The sequence below is a fragment of the Corynebacterium sp. KPL1986 genome (genome assembly GCF_000477975.1).
In the GTDB taxonomy this organism is placed as follows: Bacteria; Actinomycetota; Actinomycetes; order Mycobacteriales; family Mycobacteriaceae; genus Corynebacterium; species Corynebacterium accolens.
Genome location: NZ_KI515719.1, coordinates 1,063,966 through 1,081,596 on the forward strand (window position 1 = coordinate 1,063,966; position 17,631 = coordinate 1,081,596).

Genomic DNA, 17,631 nt, shown 5'->3' on the forward strand with positions numbered 1-17,631 from the left:
GTCAAACTACGCTGCACGTGTCCGGCGTAGCTGGCAAAATCGAATCATGTCTGTTGAAGCTCGCGCCCTTTCACTGCGGCGATTATTACATGATTCCGCGGCAGTGCGGCTGCTGGCGGCCGATAATGCCCCGGTGATTTTGGCGCTGATTGCTGAGTATTTTCCCCGCGGCACTCGCGCGCGGCCGGCGGCAGAAGTATATGAGCTGATGGTCACCGATTTTGAGGTGCTTGCCAGTGAATTCTCAATGCCGCGCACACCGCAAAGTTATTGCAATGACTGGGTGAAAGCTGGTTGGCTAGTCCGTAAATCTGGCAAGAGCTCGCGCGGGGAAACGTTGGAACCGAGCGAGGAAGCACTGTCCGCGCTCGAGGCTGTTGAACGTTGGGAAACGCCGGTTACTACGGTCACCGCATCGCGCGTGGAATCTATCGGCTCGGCGCTACAACGCTTGGCGCGAGATACAAATGAGGATATTTCGAGCCGCGTCGCCAGCTTAGAGGCGGAGCGAGACCGCATTGACCGCGAAATTGAAAAGGCACATTTAGGGCAGTTTGAAAGGCTGACTGCGGCAGAGACACAGGAACGCGTCCAAGACGTGCTGAACATGGCTATGGCAGTGCCAAGCGATTTCGCCAGGGTTCGCCACGAACTTGAAGCCCTCAACCACCGATTGCGCCGACAGCTTTTGGATCCAGAAGGTTACCGCGGCGAAGTGCTCGAGGAAATCTTTAGCGGTGTAGACCACATCGCGGAATCGGACGCGGGGCGCAGCTTCCGCGGATTCTATTCCTACCTCATGGATAGAGAACGCAGCGCGTGGCTGGACCAGTGGATTAAGCAGGTTCTAGAAAGCGACGTTGGCCAAGAGCTAGCGCCAGAAAACCGGCGGCAGCTGCGGAATCTCTTCCGCGATATGGAAGAAACGAGCTTCGAGGTCAATCAAACTATGACTGGCTTGGCACGCAGCTTGCGCAACTATGTCTCCTCAGAACAATTCGCAGAAGACCGGCGCATGATTGAGCTACTGCGCGAGGCGCGGGGCATGGCCATTGATGCAGCGCAGGCATCGGAGCTGAAAGCCTTTCACCGCATGGAAACACCCCTGCAGCGCATCGGCATGTGCATTCATTCCGTATCGCGCATCCACTTGGCCAACCCGGGTCGGGAGGTCGTGGAGGAAGCACCGGAAGCCTTCCAGCCGGGACAGGAGAATGCGGAGGCGTTGTATGAGCTGGTGCGCGAATCAGAAATTGATTTTGAGGAATTGCATGGGGCGATTCGCGGGGCCGTCGGCAAGGCGGGTCCGTGCACGATTGGCCAAGTATTGCAGGCGTACCCGCCCACGCAGGGCCTGGCCAGCGTCGTGGGATTGGTACACATTGCGGACCAGCACCCACTACCGGCGCTGCATGATGCGCACGAGAAGATCACCTGGACCGAAGAAGATGGGACCATTCGCGCGGCGTATATCCCTACTATGTATTTCGATAGCACCACCGTTGAGGAGTTGTAGTGAGCGCTACTGATAATCACCGCGTCGATTCGGCGCATGAGCCCCCGCTGTGGGAAAGCGATAAAGGATCGCTGACCTATAACTCGCGCCGCGCGTTGGTGCAGCTGTTGAAGGGGCCGCTCGTGCGTGCGCACAAGGAACCTGTCTTATGGTCCGCCATCATCTCGGACGAAGACAACCTGCGCGCCCGCCTGCATGAGGTATTCCTCGAGCTGGTCGTCGATGAAGCAGAAGGGTTTGCGTTTACCCGGATGGTAGAAGAGGAAACGCTGCCCATTCCGCAGGTGCTGCGCACGGATAAGCTCAAGCACATCGATACCGCCATCCTGCTGAACCTGCGCCAGGAACTTGGTTTAGCGCTGCCCGGTGAACGCGTGATTGTGGATGTAGAAGACCTCCGGGAGGGAATTGGTTACGTCCGCGCGGTTGATAACCGCGATGAAGCCGGGTTCAATAACCGCTTCAATGCGGCGATTAAACGCATCCGCAATGAATACTCGCTGCTGAGTGCCACCGAGACAGAGGGGCGCTACGAGGTATCACCCGTCTTGCGCCAGCTTTTCGATGCCGCCACGGTCACCGCCATCCGGGATGAATACGCCCGCCTCGCAGAAGCCGAGAGCGACCAGGAGGAGGCTTCCGATGACTAACCTGTATCCAGGCCAATTCCGCATCAGCCGTATCCAGCTCATTAACTGGGGTACTTTTCACGGCTATTTTTCCATCCCGGTAGCCCGCAAGGGCTTCCTCATCACCGGCGGATCCGGTTCGGGCAAGTCCACGCTGCTTGATGCGATGTCGGCAGTATTGGTGCCGCAGAAGGACCTCAAGTTCAACGCGGCATCGCAGCAGGACCTCGGTCGGCATAATGGGCGCAACCTCGTCTCCTATATTCGCGGGGCGTGGCGGCAGCAAGAAAATGCGCACACGGGTGAAATCGCCCCGGAGTATTTGCGTGAGGGCGCAACAAACTCGGTGGTGGCGTTGACCTACGATAATGGTACTGGCACGCAGCACACCCTCATCGCCATCTTCCGCCTCAACGGCGGTGAAAATTCGGTGAGCCAGATTAAAAGGCTCTATGGGGTGGTGCAGGGAGATGAGGACATCGATAAGCTCAGCCCCCTACTCACCCGCAGCCTGGATACCCGCAAGATTAAGGCCATGTACAAGGGGCCGGGAGCGTCATTTACGCCGACGTACACCACGTTTGCGGATCGCTTCCGCAAACGCCTGGGCATCAAGAGCGAGCAGGGGCAGGTTCTGCTGCACCGCACGCAGTCTGCCAAGTCTCTCTCCAGCCTGGACCAGCTCTTCCGGGACTATATGCTGGATACGCCGTCTACCTTCGAGCGGGCGGAGGAGTCGGTGGAGCAATTCGAAGATTTGCGCCAGGCATACCTGCGGGTAGAGGACGTCAAGGCCCAGATTGAGACGCTGGCACCCCTGCCCCAATTGCACTCCCAACGCACCACCGCAGAGGCTGATAAGCACAAGGCCGAGGCGATGAATGAGGCGCTGCCGGCGGTGCGCGCCCGCTTGGTGGCAGAAGAACTGGACTATCGCATCCGCGTGCTGACCGCCCAGCAGGCAGAGGCGCACTCTGCGGCCGAGGCGCTCGAAGCGGAGGTCACGCACCTTGACGATGCCGAGCGCCGCGCCGCCGTAGCCGTCTCCCAACTCAGTGCCGGCGAGCTGGCCGCCCTAGAAGCCAAAATTGAAACCGCGGAGAAGGAAATTGAGCACCGCTCCAAGGAGTTCCACCACCTTGCCGCTGCCGCCGACCAGTGGACCGATCACTTTGAGCTCAGCCCGCACGGCTTCGCCGAGCTGCAAGCAAATGCCCGCCTGCGCATCGCGGACTTCGAGGCTGACTCGGCCCAGCTTACTGAGCAGCAGCAAGAAGCCGGCGTGGCCGCCCGCGATGCCGCGACAGCATCCGCGTCCTTAGAAAGTGAGCTGCACTCATTTAGCTCGCGGCGCACCAATATTGATAAGGCCCTCGTAGAGCTGCGCACCCAACTCGCGCAAGATACTGGCTACGCCGAATCGGAGCTTCCCTTCGCTGGCGAGCTACTGGATATTGCCCCGCAGCAGGCGGAGTGGGAGCCGGTGATCCAAAAATTGTTACACGGATTCGCCGCCACCCTGCTCGTTCCGGAAACCGCGCGGGAAGCCATTAACCAGTGGGTCAATTCTCGCAATGTGGGCACCCGGCTCGAGTACCGCACTATCCCGGAGTTTGCACCGGCGCCCGCGCCCGCGCGCAGCCCGCAACAGCTCATCCACAAATTGGAGTTCCAGGATCACCCCATGACGCCGTGGGTGCGCCACCATATTTCGAGCCGTTTTAACTACGAATGCGTCAGCTCGGTGGCCGCACTCGAACAAGTAACCAAGACCCCGGCCGTCACGCGCGATGGCTTGGAAAGCCGGCCCAAGGATAAAGATGGCTCGACGCGTTTTATCAAGGATGATCGCACGCGTTATAAAGGCACGCGGTGGTACCGAGTAGGTTCCACCAATACCGCCAAGATTGAGCTCCTGCGTTCCCAATTGAATGAAGCGAAAGCCACTGCTCGTGCCATGGCCAAACAGGTCCACGAGCTCAACCGGAAGATGGATATCCTGCGCACGCAGCGCGATAAAGCGCAGCGCGTACTGGAGACTAAATTCCAGGATATTGATACCGCTTCCGCTGAGGCGCGCAAACGCGATTTGCAAGAACAGTATGATTCTTTAGCTTCCTCCCCAGAAGCGCAGGCCTTAGCCACAGCACACGAACAGGCAAAGGAAAAACTCACCGCCGCCCGCGCCCAACTGAACGAAGCACAAAAACACCTCGGCAACGTGGAAGGCGAGCTGAACCGCTCCACCCAGCGGCGCCAAAGCATCGGAACAGTGCCCACGGTGGCGGATCAGGGCATCGCCAAGGCGGTCGAAGAAGCCCTGCACAAGGGCAGGAGAAAACTCACCATCGATGACATCGATGCCCGGCGCGATGAGGTGCAGGCCAGCCTGCAAGAAACCGCGCGTAGGGCCGCACGCCGCATCGAGGAGACGAATGCCAAGATTGTCTCCGTCCTGCACAAGTACCTATCGCAGTGGCCGGCGGAAGCGGCGGATTTGGAGCCACAGGCGAGCTTCGCCGGCGAAGGCATGGAGAAGCTGAAATTCCTGCGCGCGGACCGCTTGGCGGATTTTCGCGCTAAGTTCTTGGAGCTGCTCAATGGCACGACGGTGCAGAACTTATCGCACCTCGCCTCCTCACTTCGCCATGCCCGTAGCGATATCGAACAGCGCATGGAGTTTATTAATAAGTCACTGGAGCGCACGCCCTTCAATGGGGACCGCACCCTGCGCATTGATGTGAAGGATGCCCGGGGCCAGGTGGTGCAAGACTTCCAGCGGGATCTTGATGCCGCAACGTCCCATAGCCTGGCGGAGATTAGCGCCGATGATCCTGAAGCTGCGGTAGCGCGCTACCACGCCCTGGACAAGATTCTCAGCCGCTTGGGCTCGTCTGAGCCAGAGGATATTCGGTGGCGCAACCTGGTCCTCGATACCCGCAAGCATGTCAGCTTCATCGGCCGCGAGTGCTACCCCGATGGCACGACCGCCAATACTTATCAAGATTCCGCATCCCTCTCCGGCGGCCAGGCCCAAAAGCTGGTGTTCTTCTGCTTGGCTGCGGCGCTGCGCTTCCGCCTGGCGGAGCCGGATCAGGACGTTCCCACCTACGGTTCCATCATTTTGGATGAGGCCTTCGATCGCGCCGACCCTGCCTTCACGCGCACCGCCATGTCCGTGTTTGCGTCCTTTGGTTTCCACATGATTTTGGCAACGCCGTTCAAGCTCATCCAGACGCTATCGCCGTACGTGGATGGCACCATCGTGGTCAACTACGACGAGCCCATTATCCAGGGACGCCCGCAGGCGCGTACGGGCTATTCGCTTATCGATGCCACCACCTACCCCCACAAGTCCCCGGAGTCCACCGATGCGGATGCCTAGTGACTTGCACACCCATGCGGCAAAATACCTGCACAACCACTTTGCTGAGGCACTAGCCGCCCCGGATTCGCTGAGCATCGACTGGCCGCTGCATCCGCCTACGGCCGCCGCTGCTGCGCGCAATGTCGCCGCCACCCAGGAGTTTATCCGCGCCTGGCAGCGCTGGCCGCACCAAGAAGAGATCCACTACGAACCGCGCAATTGGTCCCGCACGGGACTCGGCACCAATTCCGTGCCTACCCGCGCAGCCCTTACCGGTGCGCCCCGCATCGCCGCGGCTGCAGGCCTCAGCGCCGAATACTCCCGCGCGCACAAGCGCGCGCACGACATCGCCGCGATCTTCCCCGACTCCCCTGCATTCGCCGACGCCGTGTACCGCACCTATGCCCAGTGGAAGGACCTATGCGCATACGATCTGCGCTGCTTAAAGCCATGCTTGATCTGGCTGCGCGCCCATCCGAATTCCGGCGAGTGGGAGCGCGCCGTTCCGGTCGAAGGAGTAGACGGCAAATGGATAGGCACCCACCGCCGCCTGCTGCTCGCTCTGCTTTCGCCTTTTGGCATAACGGATTTGGGGCTGCGCCGCACCGACGCCCGCCTGCGCCTGCGCTACCTCAATCACGCCCCCGCGTTGTCCGATATCGAGGTTCCCCTCTCCCAGGCGGCACAGCTCTTTCCCACCGCGCCTCCGCGCGTTCTCATCGTAGAAAACAAACAGACCTTCCTAGCCCTACCCCTGCTTTCCGATGCCGCCCCACCTACCATCGCCATCCTCGGTTCCGGCAATGCCGCCCGCCAACTTCACGCCATCGCCTGGCTCCACCACACCGAAATCACCTACTGGGGCGATCTCGACGCCGCCGGCTTCAGCATCCTCAACGGCGTGCGCGCCCACTTTCCCCACACGGAATCTCTCCTCATGGATACCGCCACCGTCACCGCGTTCCGCCACCTCGCGGTCCCCGATCCCGGTGACGGCTCCGCCATACTTAGCCACCTCACCACCGAAGAACAGCGTGCCTACCGCCTCCTCTTCACCGAGGGCAAGCTACGCATCGAACAGGAACGGATTCCGTTCGCGCATGCCAATGACGCGATTCAATCTACGTTTCAACGCTAGGTTCTAAGCTTTCGAACTAGAACCTCTGCTAGTTGTTCCCGTATCCTTCTTCCTCCGCAGCAGCAAGACGAACGCGAGTTAGATTACTTGTTGAGCCCCCTCAACTAGTAAAACCTTGCGGCGGCGTCTCCATCTCTCATTGTATCGCGGTCCACTCTATGTCCTCGAAGCCCCAGTCAGAGAAATGCCAGGTGATGGTCTCGGTGGCATCAACTAGCGCTTGCTCCATTGTCTCTTCATCGTCACCGGTAACGGAGAGCTCGAGTATCACTGAGGTATCTTCTTCGTCCAATAGCTCCATATCCAGCGGGCCGCCATCATCGAGGCCAGCCACAAAGCGCGCGGTCCAATTATCGCCGCCAAAGAAACTGGAGCCATCTTCTATAGCGTGCTTTTCCTCCAAGTCCCACACGGCTTCAATAATGTCCCAGTTGCCAGTAATTGCTGCGGATAGCTCGGCGTCACGCCCGTACAACACCAGCTCGTGGATCCAAGAATAGTCAATGATGAAGCTGCTCATAATGCCTGCCAGTCTAAGCGAGGAGAACCTCGTTCTTGAACGCACTCACCGAGCGTTTTGGTTATAAACCCAGCTGATCAAGTTCTGCGCAGAGAGCATCGATCTGCGCCCGCGTATGGGTTGCCATGAGGGTAACGCGGAGTATCGCAGCGCCACGTGCAACAGTTGGCCACCGGATTGCAGGGACGACAAATCCTTGGTCTAGCAGTGCAGCGCTAGCGTCCATTGCGGCGGCCTCATCACCCACATGCACGGGAATAATGGGCCCTTGCTGTGGCGTAGTACCGCGTGTGTTGTGCCAATAGGCGATATTGTCCTGCAGTTGGCTAACCAGACTGGGATCAGACTCAATGAGCTTAAACGCGGCGAGCACGGCGGCCGATGTTGCTGGCGTGGGCGAGGTCGAAAATACAAAGGACCGGGCTTGTTGCCGCAATAGCTGAGCCACCGGCTTACTCGTTGCAACGAGCCCACCTTCAGCACCAAGCGCCTTACTAGCGGTAATAATTTGGATATCGGGCTGGACACCGAAATATTCTGGGAGGCCAAGGCCGCGGTCGCCGACGGTGCCAAACGAATGAGCATCATCGACCATAAGCCATGCGCCGTATTCGCGTGCCACCCGCGATAACTCAGGCAAGGGCGCGAGCACCCCGTCCATGGAAAAGAGGCCATCGGTAACCACCAGGGCATACTTGGTGGTCCTGGTGGCCAAGGCATCTTCCACAGCCCGGGTATCGCGGTGCGCCGTGACGACGAGGCAGGCACCACTCGCCTTTGCGAGCCGGCAGCCATCGATGATGCTGGCGTGGTTGCGCGCATCGGAAGTAATGGTGAGCTCGGGCGAGGCCAAGGCCTGCAACGTCGATAGATTGGCTTGGTACCCGGTGGCAAAAAATACCGAGTCTGGATAACCAGTCAGGCGGGCCGCAGCCGCTTCTACCGCAACGTGTAATTCAGACGTTCCGGTGGTCAACCGCGATCCGCCTGAACCGGCGCCGTAGTTATCAACGCTTTCCTTTACGGCGCTTTTAATCTCCGGATGCTCTGCCAGGCCTAGGTAATTCGACGAGCTAAAGAGCACCGCGTCTTGGACTGTCTTCCCAGCGGCCGTCCGCAGGGAGCTTTCCGGCACTTGTCCACTTACAAAGACCGAAGGGCTGCGCCAGAGGCCGTCTTCTCTCCACTTTTCCCGGCGCGCAGATGCAACTTGTTCTAGGCTCTCGTTCACTGTTCTGCCTCAAAATCCACGAGTAGGGCGCGGTTTTCCAAATAATCAATCAACGCTTCGATATCGGCGCCTGGTTTGATAATGAAGGCCCGCGCCCCCTCATCCGATCCAAGTTCTTTAATGTGCGGAAGGCGGTGGTACATGTCATCTATGCAGACGTAACCGGTGGTATAGGCCGGATCATCAGACACACAGACCTCCGCTAGGACATCGGGATGCGCGGCAACCTTGCTCGCCAAAACGATGGCTTCACGGGCCGCGTCCTTACCCTTGAAATCCGCGTCTTGAGCGTTGTGCGCGTCCATGTGGCTCACGCGGACGCCGCGCTGCGCGTCCGGCTCGCAGCGGTTACCTGTATCGGCTGCAATGAGCATTGCGCCGCGCATATTCCTGGCAGTAAACGTCTCTTCAATGACTATTTGGGAATGAGCGGTCATTGGGTGCAATAGTTCCTCGATGACGTCCCTAGCTTGCGAAGGCGCTTGCACCGCCTTTTCTTTGACGTCTACGGAAGGGACGTGCAGAATATCGGACTCGGCCAAAGCCTCCACGGTGATGAAGGTATTTTCCGCCATTCCCTTCGGGTGTGCCAAAGCACGCTCGGATAGCGCCGCACAGACCGCCGGAACTTCGTGTTCCCTGACAATTCGCTCTGCGCCCGAAATGTGCTGGCCTGCGGAATCCGACCGCATTCGCACTGAGAAATAAGTCATAGCCTGAGGGTACCGGACGTATTGAACGGTGTTCAGGAAAAGAGAAAATTAGCCAGCCTCGACCAGGCTCCAGGCGACGCTTTCCAAACCGGATTACACAGGCCATGCGCTTTCCGATGCCTCCCGCCCCACCCCGCGTTGAGCCCCTAATTTTTCCGGACTAACCAGGCGATTTGTGCAAAAACGGCGTTAGCCTATATAGTTAATTCTCGTTGCACAGAGAACGGCACGTTCGAAGTACAACATGGATATTCCTCCATAGCTCAGTTGGCAGAGCATTCGACTGTTAATCGAAGGGTCACTGGTTCGAGCCCAGTTGGAGGAGCAGACTACATCCCGCCCAGCATCGCGCTGAGCGGGATTTTTCGCATGCACCACACAGCCTTGAATTCAGACCGGGTTCCGAAAGTCGGGGTTAAGCACAACGGGGACAGGAAAAGGGGCCTAGCCAATCAAGACTAGGCCCCTTCCTATTGCACTCTATGCGCTCGCTGCAGGCTCAGGGAGCGCTGAGCGAGCCTCAACGAGTAATTAGTCGTTGATGTAGAGGTACTGCTTGTTCACGAACTCGTCCAGCGCGAAGACGGAGAGCTCGCGGCCGAAGCCGGAGTTCTTGACGCCACCGAACGGCAGTACTGGGGAGAAGTACTGGCCCAGGTTGACGTGAATCATGCCGGCCTCGATCTGGTCAGCAACCTTGGTGGCACGCTCGGTGTCATCGGAGAAGACGGCACCGCCCAGGCCGTAGTTGGAGTTGTTGGCCAGCTCTACGGCTTCCTTCTCGGAGGAAACCTTGTAGATCTCTGCTACTGGGCCGAAGAACTCTTCGTAGTAGGAGTCGGAACCGACTGGGACATCGGTAAGCACGGTCGGCTCGTAGTACGCAGCGGTCTCGTGCAGGTTGCCGCCGGTGCGGATCTTAGCGCCGTTGTCCACAGCGGTCTTGACCTGCTTATCCAAGTTCTCTGCGGCTTCGCGGGAGGACATTGGGTAGTACTGGTTCTCGCCCGGCTGGGTTGGGTCAGCCTGCTTCATGCCCTCTGCAATGCGGACCATTTCATCGACGAACTCATCGTAGATGTCTTCCATGACGATGATGCGCTTGTTGGAGGTGCAAGCCTGGCCAACGTTCTCGATGCGCTTGACCCAAGCTTCCTCGGCAGCCTTGGTGATATCGGCTGCATCCAGGATGATGTAGGGGTCGGTGCTGCCAAGCTCCAGCACAACCTTCTTCAGGTTGCGGCCGGCGATCTCAGCCACAGCGGCACCGGCGCGCTCGGAACCGGTCAGGGATACGCCCTGGACGCGCTTGTCCCCGATGATCTCTTCAATCTGCTTGTGGTCGGCGTATACGTTGATGTACACGCCCTCTGGCAGGCCAGCCTCGCGGAAGATCTCCTCGATGACTGCAGCGGACTTCGGGGTAATTTCGGCGTGCTTCAAGATGATGCAGTTGCCGTTCATCAGGTTCGGTCCGGCGAAGCGGGCGACCTGGTAGAAGGGGTAGTTCCACGGCATGATGCCCAGCAGGGTACCAATGGGCAGACGGCGGAGGGTGGCCTTACCGCCTGGCACGTCAACCGGTTGATCCTTGTTGTGCTCTGGGGCGTTGTCTGCGTAGAACTGCAGGATATCGCCGGAGAAGTTAATTTCCCACTCGCCTTCTGGGGTGGACTTACCCATCTCCTCTGCGGCAATCTTGGCCAGCTCGCCCTTGCGCTCCTTGAGCAGCTCGGCTGCGCGGGAAACGATCTTTGCGCGCTCCTCAATGGAGGTCTCGCGCCAGGTCTGAAAAGCCTCGTTGGACTTAGCCAGTACCTCTTGAATCTGCTCATCGCTAAAGGTGTCGAACTTCTCTACTACTTCATTGGTAGCGGGGTTAGTTACTGCATAATCCTTGGACATTATTGTTCCCTTTCTAATTGGATTCTTGGAACTAATGTGGCGGCGAGCACACTCTGTGTTCGCCTGCCACAAGAGTACTTAAGTTCTATTAACTGCGTCACCCACGAATGTGGGTAATTCGTTTAGGAAGCCGCGACGACCGAGCCATCCTTCATCTTGATGCCCTCATCCTGCTTCATATAGGTGGCATCGCGAGTGAGCATCTGGCGCACCGCCTCCTCGTTCTTCTGGATTTCCGCCTCGAGCGCCTCCGAGTCTTGGCGGAGGAGGTCAAAGCGCTCCTGCACCAGTGGCGCCTCCATTTGCAGGATGGGACGCATGACGGAGTCGGCCACGCCGCAGGCATCGGCGACCTCATCGCCGTGAATGATGCGCACGTGCGCGGCGGTCCAGTCCGCTAGGGTGTCATCGGGCATGCCCGTGAGCTCCTTGGCGTTGACGACGAAGCCATCCATGAGGGCATCGACAAGCTTGCGGGCCGATTCGTTGATCTCGCCGTCGACGGTGTGGATGGCATCCATGGTCTCCTGGGAGGCCTCTACCCCATCTTCACCTTCGAAAAGGTCCGCGGAAATGCCCAGCATGCGCCCGGCAATCTTCCACAAGTAGAACGCGTCTTTTTCTTCTTCTGCGGTAAGCTTCCAGCCCATGTTGCGCAGGCCAGCGTACGGAATGTAGGTGAAGTCAAACCAGGTGCGCAGCATGTCAAACTCGCTGATCGGCGCGCCGAAGTGGGAGTAGTCCAGCTCCTTGCGGGTGTGCACACGCCGCACGTGGGCGTGGATGGCGCGCACCATACCGGTATGGATGAAGCCTTCGCCGCCGGGCTGCAGCGCATCCGGCAGGTAGAGCGAATAGGTCCAGTTGGTGGTGTAGGCAAGGCGCTTGACGGCACCATCGGTAAGCTCACCGGTGTTGACCAGCAGGTCCGCGATCGCCGGGGTGGAATAGGTGTGGACCAGCGAGCCCGGGCCCAGCGCCAGGCCGTGGCTGAGCGGCGGGATGGACAGGTAGACGCGGCGGCCGCGCTCCAGCTTTTCGGCGTCGATGCCGTCAAGTGCCTTGGTCATGTCCTCAATAAGGGCGGCAACCTCTGGGAAGGTGTCCTCGTTGGCGGTACCGCGCGCGAGGGCATCGCGCAGGTTAGGCATGATTTCCTTGACGGTGTGGCCGCTGGTAAACAGCGCATCTGCTACTGGATCCATCTTCCAGAAAGCCTCATGGTAGCGGTCTGCGCGCTCTTGGCCGAAGGTGGCGATGAATTCGTCCTTATCGCCGCGGCCGGCAGGCCACTCGCCGACGGTACCTAGGGACATAGTGGTAGTCATGGTGTTCTCCTCAGGGAATGTTATGGGGATGGGTTAGCTGCGAGCTTCTTTAGAGTCATCGTGCAGCGTGTAATCGGACTTGGTCTCGGGCTCGTTTTTCGCGATGTGCGCCTTAATCACCGCGGTGACATCGGACCATGGCGGCTTATTCTTATTGGCGCGCTTAATCTTTGCCTTTTGCGCACCCGGCAGCTTGTCCCGCAGGCGGGCAACCTTGGCTTCTGCGCGCGCGGCGCCTCGGTACAGGATGGCCCACGGCTTGTAGTTCACCTTTTCCCAGCGCGTGCCTTTGACCATGAACTTGGTGTCTTCCACGCCGCAGATGGTGGTCAAAGCACCCAGCGCCAGCTTGGGGACCAGCGGGTGGATGGTTTCTAGAATGCTCATCAGGGCGTTGGCCACGCGCTCGTGGTAGGTGGAGGAATATCCGCCATTGGCGTAGATATAATCCGTCATCTTGCGCATTTCATCGCCGTTTTTGGGGATGAGGCGCTCTTCGGCGCCCATCATATACAGGATATATCCCCAGTACTGGGCCACATCGTCCCAATCCTGGCCGGAGTGCGGGCGGCCAAAGCGCTCGTCGATGGCCAGCGGCATCATCCCGAACCAGCCCTCACCGGAGACCAGGAAGCTGGAGCCAATTGGCCGGCCGAATTCGTTGTAGTGCTCCTTACCCCACATCTTTTCTAGGCCACGATTGGCCTGGGAGTGCAGCAGGCGCACGCGCACGGCTGCCTTGCGGCCTTCACCGAAGCGGTCAAAGACGTCCTTCTTGCCCAAGTCGGTGAAGAATTGCGCTGTTTCAATAGAGCGCTGCATGGCCTTGAACTCGAACATGCCGGTCTCACCCGTAGCCGCAGAAGTGCGGTCTTCCATCGTGGTGGCCCAGTACGCGAAGGCAATGGCCAGAACCTCAGAGGTGCGCGTGACGTTGTAGTAAGCCACACGGCCGCGCTCAGCGGCCTCGAGATCCAGCCACTCCGGAATGCGGTCTACCTCTTTAAAGAAGTCCACTAGCTCCGGGGCGGGGTCTTCTACCGTCTCGATGCCGTGGTTGAGCGCCTGCTCGAACTTGGCGCGCGATTCCTTGGCACCGTCGCGGCGGAAGGCCTGCGCTAGTTTTTCACCGGTCTCGTCGGTCTGCCACATGTGGTCATCGAGAAGCTTTGTTTGCAGGCTATCGTAACCTGCCCACTCATCTTCTACCGTGTGCCAAGAGTCAAAGATGTTGTGCCGCAGCTCAGACCAGCCTGGGGCTGCGGTACGGCGCTTTGGCGCTGGGCGCAGGTCCATGCCATCGCGGTAGAAGTAGCGGAAATCCTCATAGGGATTGTCCGACATGGGCAGGACCTGCGGTTCCACCTGCGACGTGTTGGCAGCATCAGAGGTATCTGTGGGAGCAGTCATTGTGCTTTATTCCTTTCCTTATTATTAAACCTTGGTAACTAGCTGGGGGTGCAGCAGCTAGTTCCGGCGGGCTTCCTTGGAGTCATCGTGCAGGGTCCACTCGGCCTTGACGTCTGGCTCATGGTTGTTGATGTGCTCTTGCACTTCCTCCAAGGCATTGATCCACAGCGGGCGACCTTGCGCGGCGTTGTGCTTTTTGTATTCCTCCGCGCCCGGCTTTTCATCGGCTTCGCGGGCTTCCTCTGCCTCTGCGCGCGCCTTGGCTTCAAAGTCTTTGGCTGCCTGGGAAAAGTCCATATCGGCCCAGCGGGTTCCTTCCACCATAAACTTGGTGTCTTCTTCTCCCACTAGCGTGGCCAGCGAACCCAACATTTCCAGCGGAAGGTCCGGGTTCATCTGCTCCACGATGGACATCAGTGCCGTGGCCACCCGCTGGTGGTACGAGGAAGAACGCCCGCCGTTTGCGTAAATGAAATCGGTCATCTTGCGCATTTCATCGCCGGTCTTGGGGATGATGCGTTCTTCGCCGCCCATCATGTACAGCACATATGCCCAGTATTGGGCGACATCGTCCCAGTCCTGGCCAGAGTGCGGGCGCCCGAAAAGCTCGTCGATGGCCAGTGGCATGAGCGCGAACCAACCCTCACCGGAGACCAAGAAGCTGGAGCCAATCGGCCGACCGAATTCGTTGTAGTGCTCCTTGCCCCAAAGCTTTTCCAGCCCGCGGTTGGCCTGGGCGTGCAGCAAGCGGACGTGGACTGCGGCCTTGCGGCCTTCGCCAAAGCGGTCAAAGACGTCTTGTTTGCCCAGGTCCACGAAGAACTTGGAGGTCTCCAGCGCGCGCTGCATGGCCTTGAACTCAAACATGCCCGTCTCACCGGTGGCCGCAGAGGTGCGGTCTTCCATGGTGGTGGCCCAGTAGCCAAAGTTGAAGGTGAGAAGATCCGCGCTCGGGGTGGCGTTGTAGTAGGCAACGCGCCCGCGCTCGGCGGCTTCAAGGTCGATCCAGTCTGGGATGTTATCGACCTGCTCGAAGAAGGCAACCAATTCAGGCGATGGATCCTCGACGGTCTCGATTCCTTCATTCAGCGCCTGCTCGAACTTTGCGCGCGATTCCTTCGCGCCATCGCGGCGGAAGGATTCTGCCAACGCGGCACCCAGTTCATCGGTTTGCCACATGTGATCATCGAGCAAACGAGTCTGCTGGGTGTCGTAGCCTTCCCACTCATCATGAACGGTGTGCCAGTGGTCAAAAATATTGTGGCGCAGGGTGGACCAGCCGGGCTTGTCCACGCGGCGCTTCGGCGCCGGGCGCAGGTCCATGCCATCGCGATAGAAGTAACGGAAATCCTCATAGGGATTATCGGACATGGGCAGAACCTTTGGTTCCGTCCGAGTATCAGTAGGAGCAGTCATGGGGAGTAAACAACCTTTCCAATCTTGGTGCCGCACCACACACATTTCCTGTTTATGTGGTGTAGTTCACCATTTAGCTGTGCCCGTAAGCCTATAGAGACTTTGCTCGCAACTGCAATGAATTTTGAATCCAATTTTCTGGGAAAGTTCTGGCCGCCAACGCCGCTACTACGCCCGCCTTCACAGCACCTATCCCCTCCTGCACAAATACCAAAAATGGCCATCTTGGCAGATTTTGCAAGCCTTCTGCCTACTCACCCCATATAGGTGTACTAGGCGCACATCCGTCCGCTATGCGAACGCGTTTGTAACCTGGATCTCGCTACAGGCTGTACCATGACGTGCATTACATACAGTGGATTGGCACTGAACTACAGTCACGAAAGTGAGGTCTATTCACCCCTATGCCAAGTTCTCCTTCTCAACCCGCGCCCCAGCTTGCCGATGCCCCCTCCACCACCGCCACGGTGCACAATATCACCGCTGTAGCGGAAGACCTTGCGGTCATCGAGTTTTCACTGGACGGTGATGCGCAGCTCACGGATTACTCCCCCGGCTGCCACGTCGATATCACCCTCCCGGGAGCTAACGGTGAGATGCTTACCCGCCAGTACTCGGTTTTTGAGATGGCCGGTGCCTCTTCCCCTGCTGCTGGCCAACAGGAACGGCCAACGTATGGAGTCGCGGTAAAGCGGGAGAAAAACTCCACGGGTGGCTCGATTGCGATGCTCAAACTGCGCCGCGGGGATAGCTTTAAGATTTCGCAGGCATTCAATAACTTCGAGCTCGTGGCAGACGCCGGCTACTACGTCCTAGTTGGGGCCGGAGTGGGCATTACCCCCATGCTCTCTATGGCCCAATCCCTCGAGCGCGAGAACAAGCCGTATCTCGTGCTCTTTTTCGCGCGCGATAGGCACCACGCGGTACTGCTCGAGCAATTGCGCGAGACCTGCGGCGATAAGCTCATTGAGGTCTTCGGCCGCCCGCGCGACAAACAGGCGGATATCTACCGGCACCTGCTGGGCCAGGCGCCAAAGGAGACGGCCTTTTATGTCTGCGGCCCGCAAGGATTTATGGATTCCGCCAAAGAAATCGCGCTCGACTACCTGCCCGAGCATGCCTTTCACTGGGAGAACTTCCACCCCGATCTCCAAGCGCTATCCGGTGAGAAAAACGCCGGGGCCGGCGACGGTCCGTTCGAGGTGGAATTTTGCGGCGAGACGGTAGAAATCCCAGAAAATAAGACGGTCCTAGAGGTCCTCGAGGATCTCGATCTGCCCGTAAAATCGCGCTGCCTGGAAGGCACGTGCAGCACCTGCCTGATGCGCGTGGTCGAGGGCGAACCAGATCACCGCGATTCCGTCTATGACGCGCAAATGTATGCCGAGGGCGCCTTCGCGCCATGCGTCTCCCGCGCACTAAGCCCCAAGCTCACCTTAGAGCGCTGGCGGCAATAACCCTTCGCTCCCCCACCCTGGCCGGGAGTGGGAGCGAAGGGGGAAAGAAGGGGGCATCGGCAAGCGCGGCACAGCTCTAAAGGGCGCGCACCATAATCACGCCAATGATGACCAAGACCAAGCCGATGATGCGGTGGACCGGCGGCAGGCCGCGCTTGGCATTGCCCCAGCCCAGCGATTCAATGACCTGGCCACAAATGATTGAGCCCACCAGCGAGCCGATGACCGTCGTGCCAGTGCCGATCATGGGCGAAAGCGTCGCGCCGCCCACCACAAAGAGCGCGCCGAGCACACCGCCGAGCCACATCCACCAGGGACCTGGGGCGATACCGCTTAGAAGGGCGCGGCGGGGTGCCTTCCAGCCTACGGTGAGCAGGGCCAACAGGATCACGCCGACGCCCAGGGAAATGACGCTGGCGGGCATGGGGCTGTGCAACGCGCCTCCCAGGTAGCCGTTGACGGCGGTTTGGGTGGCGGAGCCCATGCCAATGAGCACGCCGAAAACCCGCCACAGCCACAGCGAAAGCCCGGTGGCTTGCGCGCGCGTGGTGGCAGCGCCCCGGCCGATTTCTAGCACCAAGGCGATGCCGCCCACCACGATGAGGGCGCCGAGGATGCGCAGCGGGCCGACGGGAACCAAGGGGGATTCAAAAAGGCCGGTCAGATCATAAATAAGGCCCATCGTCACCTGTCCCAGGATGGGCAGGATGACGGTTTCTACGCTGCCGATGCGCGGGAAGAGCAGGATATTTCCCACGATGAAGGCCACGCCCATAAAGCCGCCGAGCCACACCCACCACGGTTGCGCGGCCGCCAGCGCCAGGTCCGGTATCGCGTCACCGGTGACTATCAGCGCGAGGATGGCGGAGACAGCAAAGCCGATAATGAAGGAGAAGAACCCGGCGGCGATGGGCGAGCCCACGGACTCGCGCAGACGAGTATTAATGGCCGTTTGCGCCGGCACGATGGCGCCGACCAGCATGGCGGCAATAACCAACATT

The 17,631-nt window shown here is 59.2% G+C and carries 13 protein-coding genes and 1 tRNA gene; 6 read left to right on the forward strand and 8 right to left on the reverse strand.

Translation table 11 applies throughout. The features are described from left to right. Positions 1 to 46 precede the first annotated feature (46 nt). From HMPREF1287_RS04935 to HMPREF1287_RS04950, 4 genes are read left to right on the forward strand one after another with little or no spacing between them, the layout of a single operon-like run. Complete coding sequence (locus tag HMPREF1287_RS04935; RefSeq protein ID WP_023017166.1) at positions 47 to 1,516, forward strand: DUF3375 domain-containing protein; 1,470 nt, start codon at positions 47 to 49, stop codon at positions 1,514 to 1,516. After that, on the forward strand, positions 1,516 to 2,166 hold the full coding sequence (locus HMPREF1287_RS04940; protein WP_023017165.1) for a DUF4194 domain-containing protein: 651 nt from the start codon (positions 1,516 to 1,518) through the stop codon (positions 2,164 to 2,166). Before HMPREF1287_RS04935 ends, HMPREF1287_RS04940 begins: the two co-directional genes overlap by 1 nt. Next, positions 2,159 to 5,530, forward strand: a complete 3,372-nt coding sequence (locus HMPREF1287_RS04945) for an ATP-binding protein (RefSeq protein WP_023017164.1) — start codon at positions 2,159 to 2,161, stop codon at positions 5,528 to 5,530. Before HMPREF1287_RS04940 ends, HMPREF1287_RS04945 begins: the two co-directional genes overlap by 8 nt. After that, positions 5,523 to 6,650, forward strand: coding sequence for a Wadjet anti-phage system protein JetD domain-containing protein (locus tag HMPREF1287_RS04950; RefSeq protein ID WP_232218814.1), 1,128 nt, complete (start codon positions 5,523 to 5,525; stop codon positions 6,648 to 6,650). The genes HMPREF1287_RS04945 and HMPREF1287_RS04950 overlap by 8 nt, the downstream gene beginning before the upstream one ends. Before the next feature lie 136 nt (positions 6,651 to 6,786). On the opposite strand, the gene HMPREF1287_RS04955 is transcribed toward HMPREF1287_RS04950, so the two are convergent. The 3 genes from HMPREF1287_RS04955 to HMPREF1287_RS04965 all read right to left on the reverse strand — a co-directional run bounded on the left by HMPREF1287_RS04955 (position 6,787) and on the right by HMPREF1287_RS04965 (position 9,114). Beyond that, positions 6,787 to 7,170 (reverse strand): hypothetical protein, encoded by a 384-nt coding sequence (locus HMPREF1287_RS04955; protein ID WP_023017162.1) that lies wholly within the window; start codon positions 7,168 to 7,170, stop codon positions 6,787 to 6,789. Positions 7,171 to 7,231: 61 nt separating this feature from the next. Then, the gene (locus tag HMPREF1287_RS04960; RefSeq protein ID WP_023017161.1) at positions 7,232 to 8,401 is read right to left on the reverse strand and encodes an 8-amino-7-oxononanoate synthase; all 1,170 of its coding nucleotides are present in this window, start codon (positions 8,399 to 8,401) and stop codon (positions 7,232 to 7,234) included. After that, complete coding sequence (locus tag HMPREF1287_RS04965; RefSeq protein ID WP_023017160.1) at positions 8,398 to 9,114, reverse strand: 6-carboxyhexanoate--CoA ligase; 717 nt, start codon at positions 9,112 to 9,114, stop codon at positions 8,398 to 8,400. Before HMPREF1287_RS04965 ends, HMPREF1287_RS04960 begins: the two co-directional genes overlap by 4 nt. Before the next feature lie 252 nt (positions 9,115 to 9,366). On the opposite strand from HMPREF1287_RS04965, the gene HMPREF1287_RS04970 reads away from it, so the two are divergent. Then, positions 9,367 to 9,439, forward strand: a tRNA-Asn gene (locus HMPREF1287_RS04970). 206 nt (positions 9,440 to 9,645) lie between these two features. Here HMPREF1287_RS04970 and HMPREF1287_RS04975 read toward each other — a convergent pair. The 4 genes from HMPREF1287_RS04975 to HMPREF1287_RS04990 form a co-directional block, all read right to left on the reverse strand. Continuing rightward, complete coding sequence (locus HMPREF1287_RS04975) at positions 9,646 to 11,019, reverse strand: NAD-dependent succinate-semialdehyde dehydrogenase (RefSeq protein WP_023017159.1); 1,374 nt, start codon at positions 11,017 to 11,019, stop codon at positions 9,646 to 9,648. A 122-nt stretch (positions 11,020 to 11,141) separates the two neighbouring features. After that, positions 11,142 to 12,347: an oxygenase MpaB family protein gene (locus HMPREF1287_RS04980; RefSeq protein WP_023017158.1), complete on the reverse strand. Its 1,206-nt coding sequence runs from the start codon at positions 12,345 to 12,347 to the stop codon at positions 11,142 to 11,144. A 33-nt stretch (positions 12,348 to 12,380) separates the two neighbouring features. Continuing rightward, positions 12,381 to 13,757: an oxygenase MpaB family protein gene (locus HMPREF1287_RS04985; RefSeq protein ID WP_023017157.1), complete on the reverse strand. Its 1,377-nt coding sequence runs from the start codon at positions 13,755 to 13,757 to the stop codon at positions 12,381 to 12,383. A 57-nt stretch (positions 13,758 to 13,814) separates the two neighbouring features. Continuing rightward, positions 13,815 to 15,173, reverse strand: a complete 1,359-nt coding sequence (locus tag HMPREF1287_RS04990; protein ID WP_023030419.1) for an oxygenase MpaB family protein — start codon at positions 15,171 to 15,173, stop codon at positions 13,815 to 13,817. A 404-nt stretch (positions 15,174 to 15,577) separates the two neighbouring features. Here HMPREF1287_RS04990 and HMPREF1287_RS04995 point away from each other — a divergent pair, with 404 nt between their 5' ends. Next, complete coding sequence (locus HMPREF1287_RS04995) at positions 15,578 to 16,630, forward strand: PDR/VanB family oxidoreductase (protein WP_023017155.1); 1,053 nt, start codon at positions 15,578 to 15,580, stop codon at positions 16,628 to 16,630. Between the two features lie 76 nt (positions 16,631 to 16,706). Here the strand turns inward: HMPREF1287_RS04995 and HMPREF1287_RS05000 are convergent, their stop codons facing one another. Continuing rightward, positions 16,707 to 17,630, reverse strand: a complete 924-nt coding sequence (locus HMPREF1287_RS05000; protein ID WP_023017154.1) for a DMT family transporter — start codon at positions 17,628 to 17,630, stop codon at positions 16,707 to 16,709. Position 17,631: the final 1 nt, after the last annotated feature.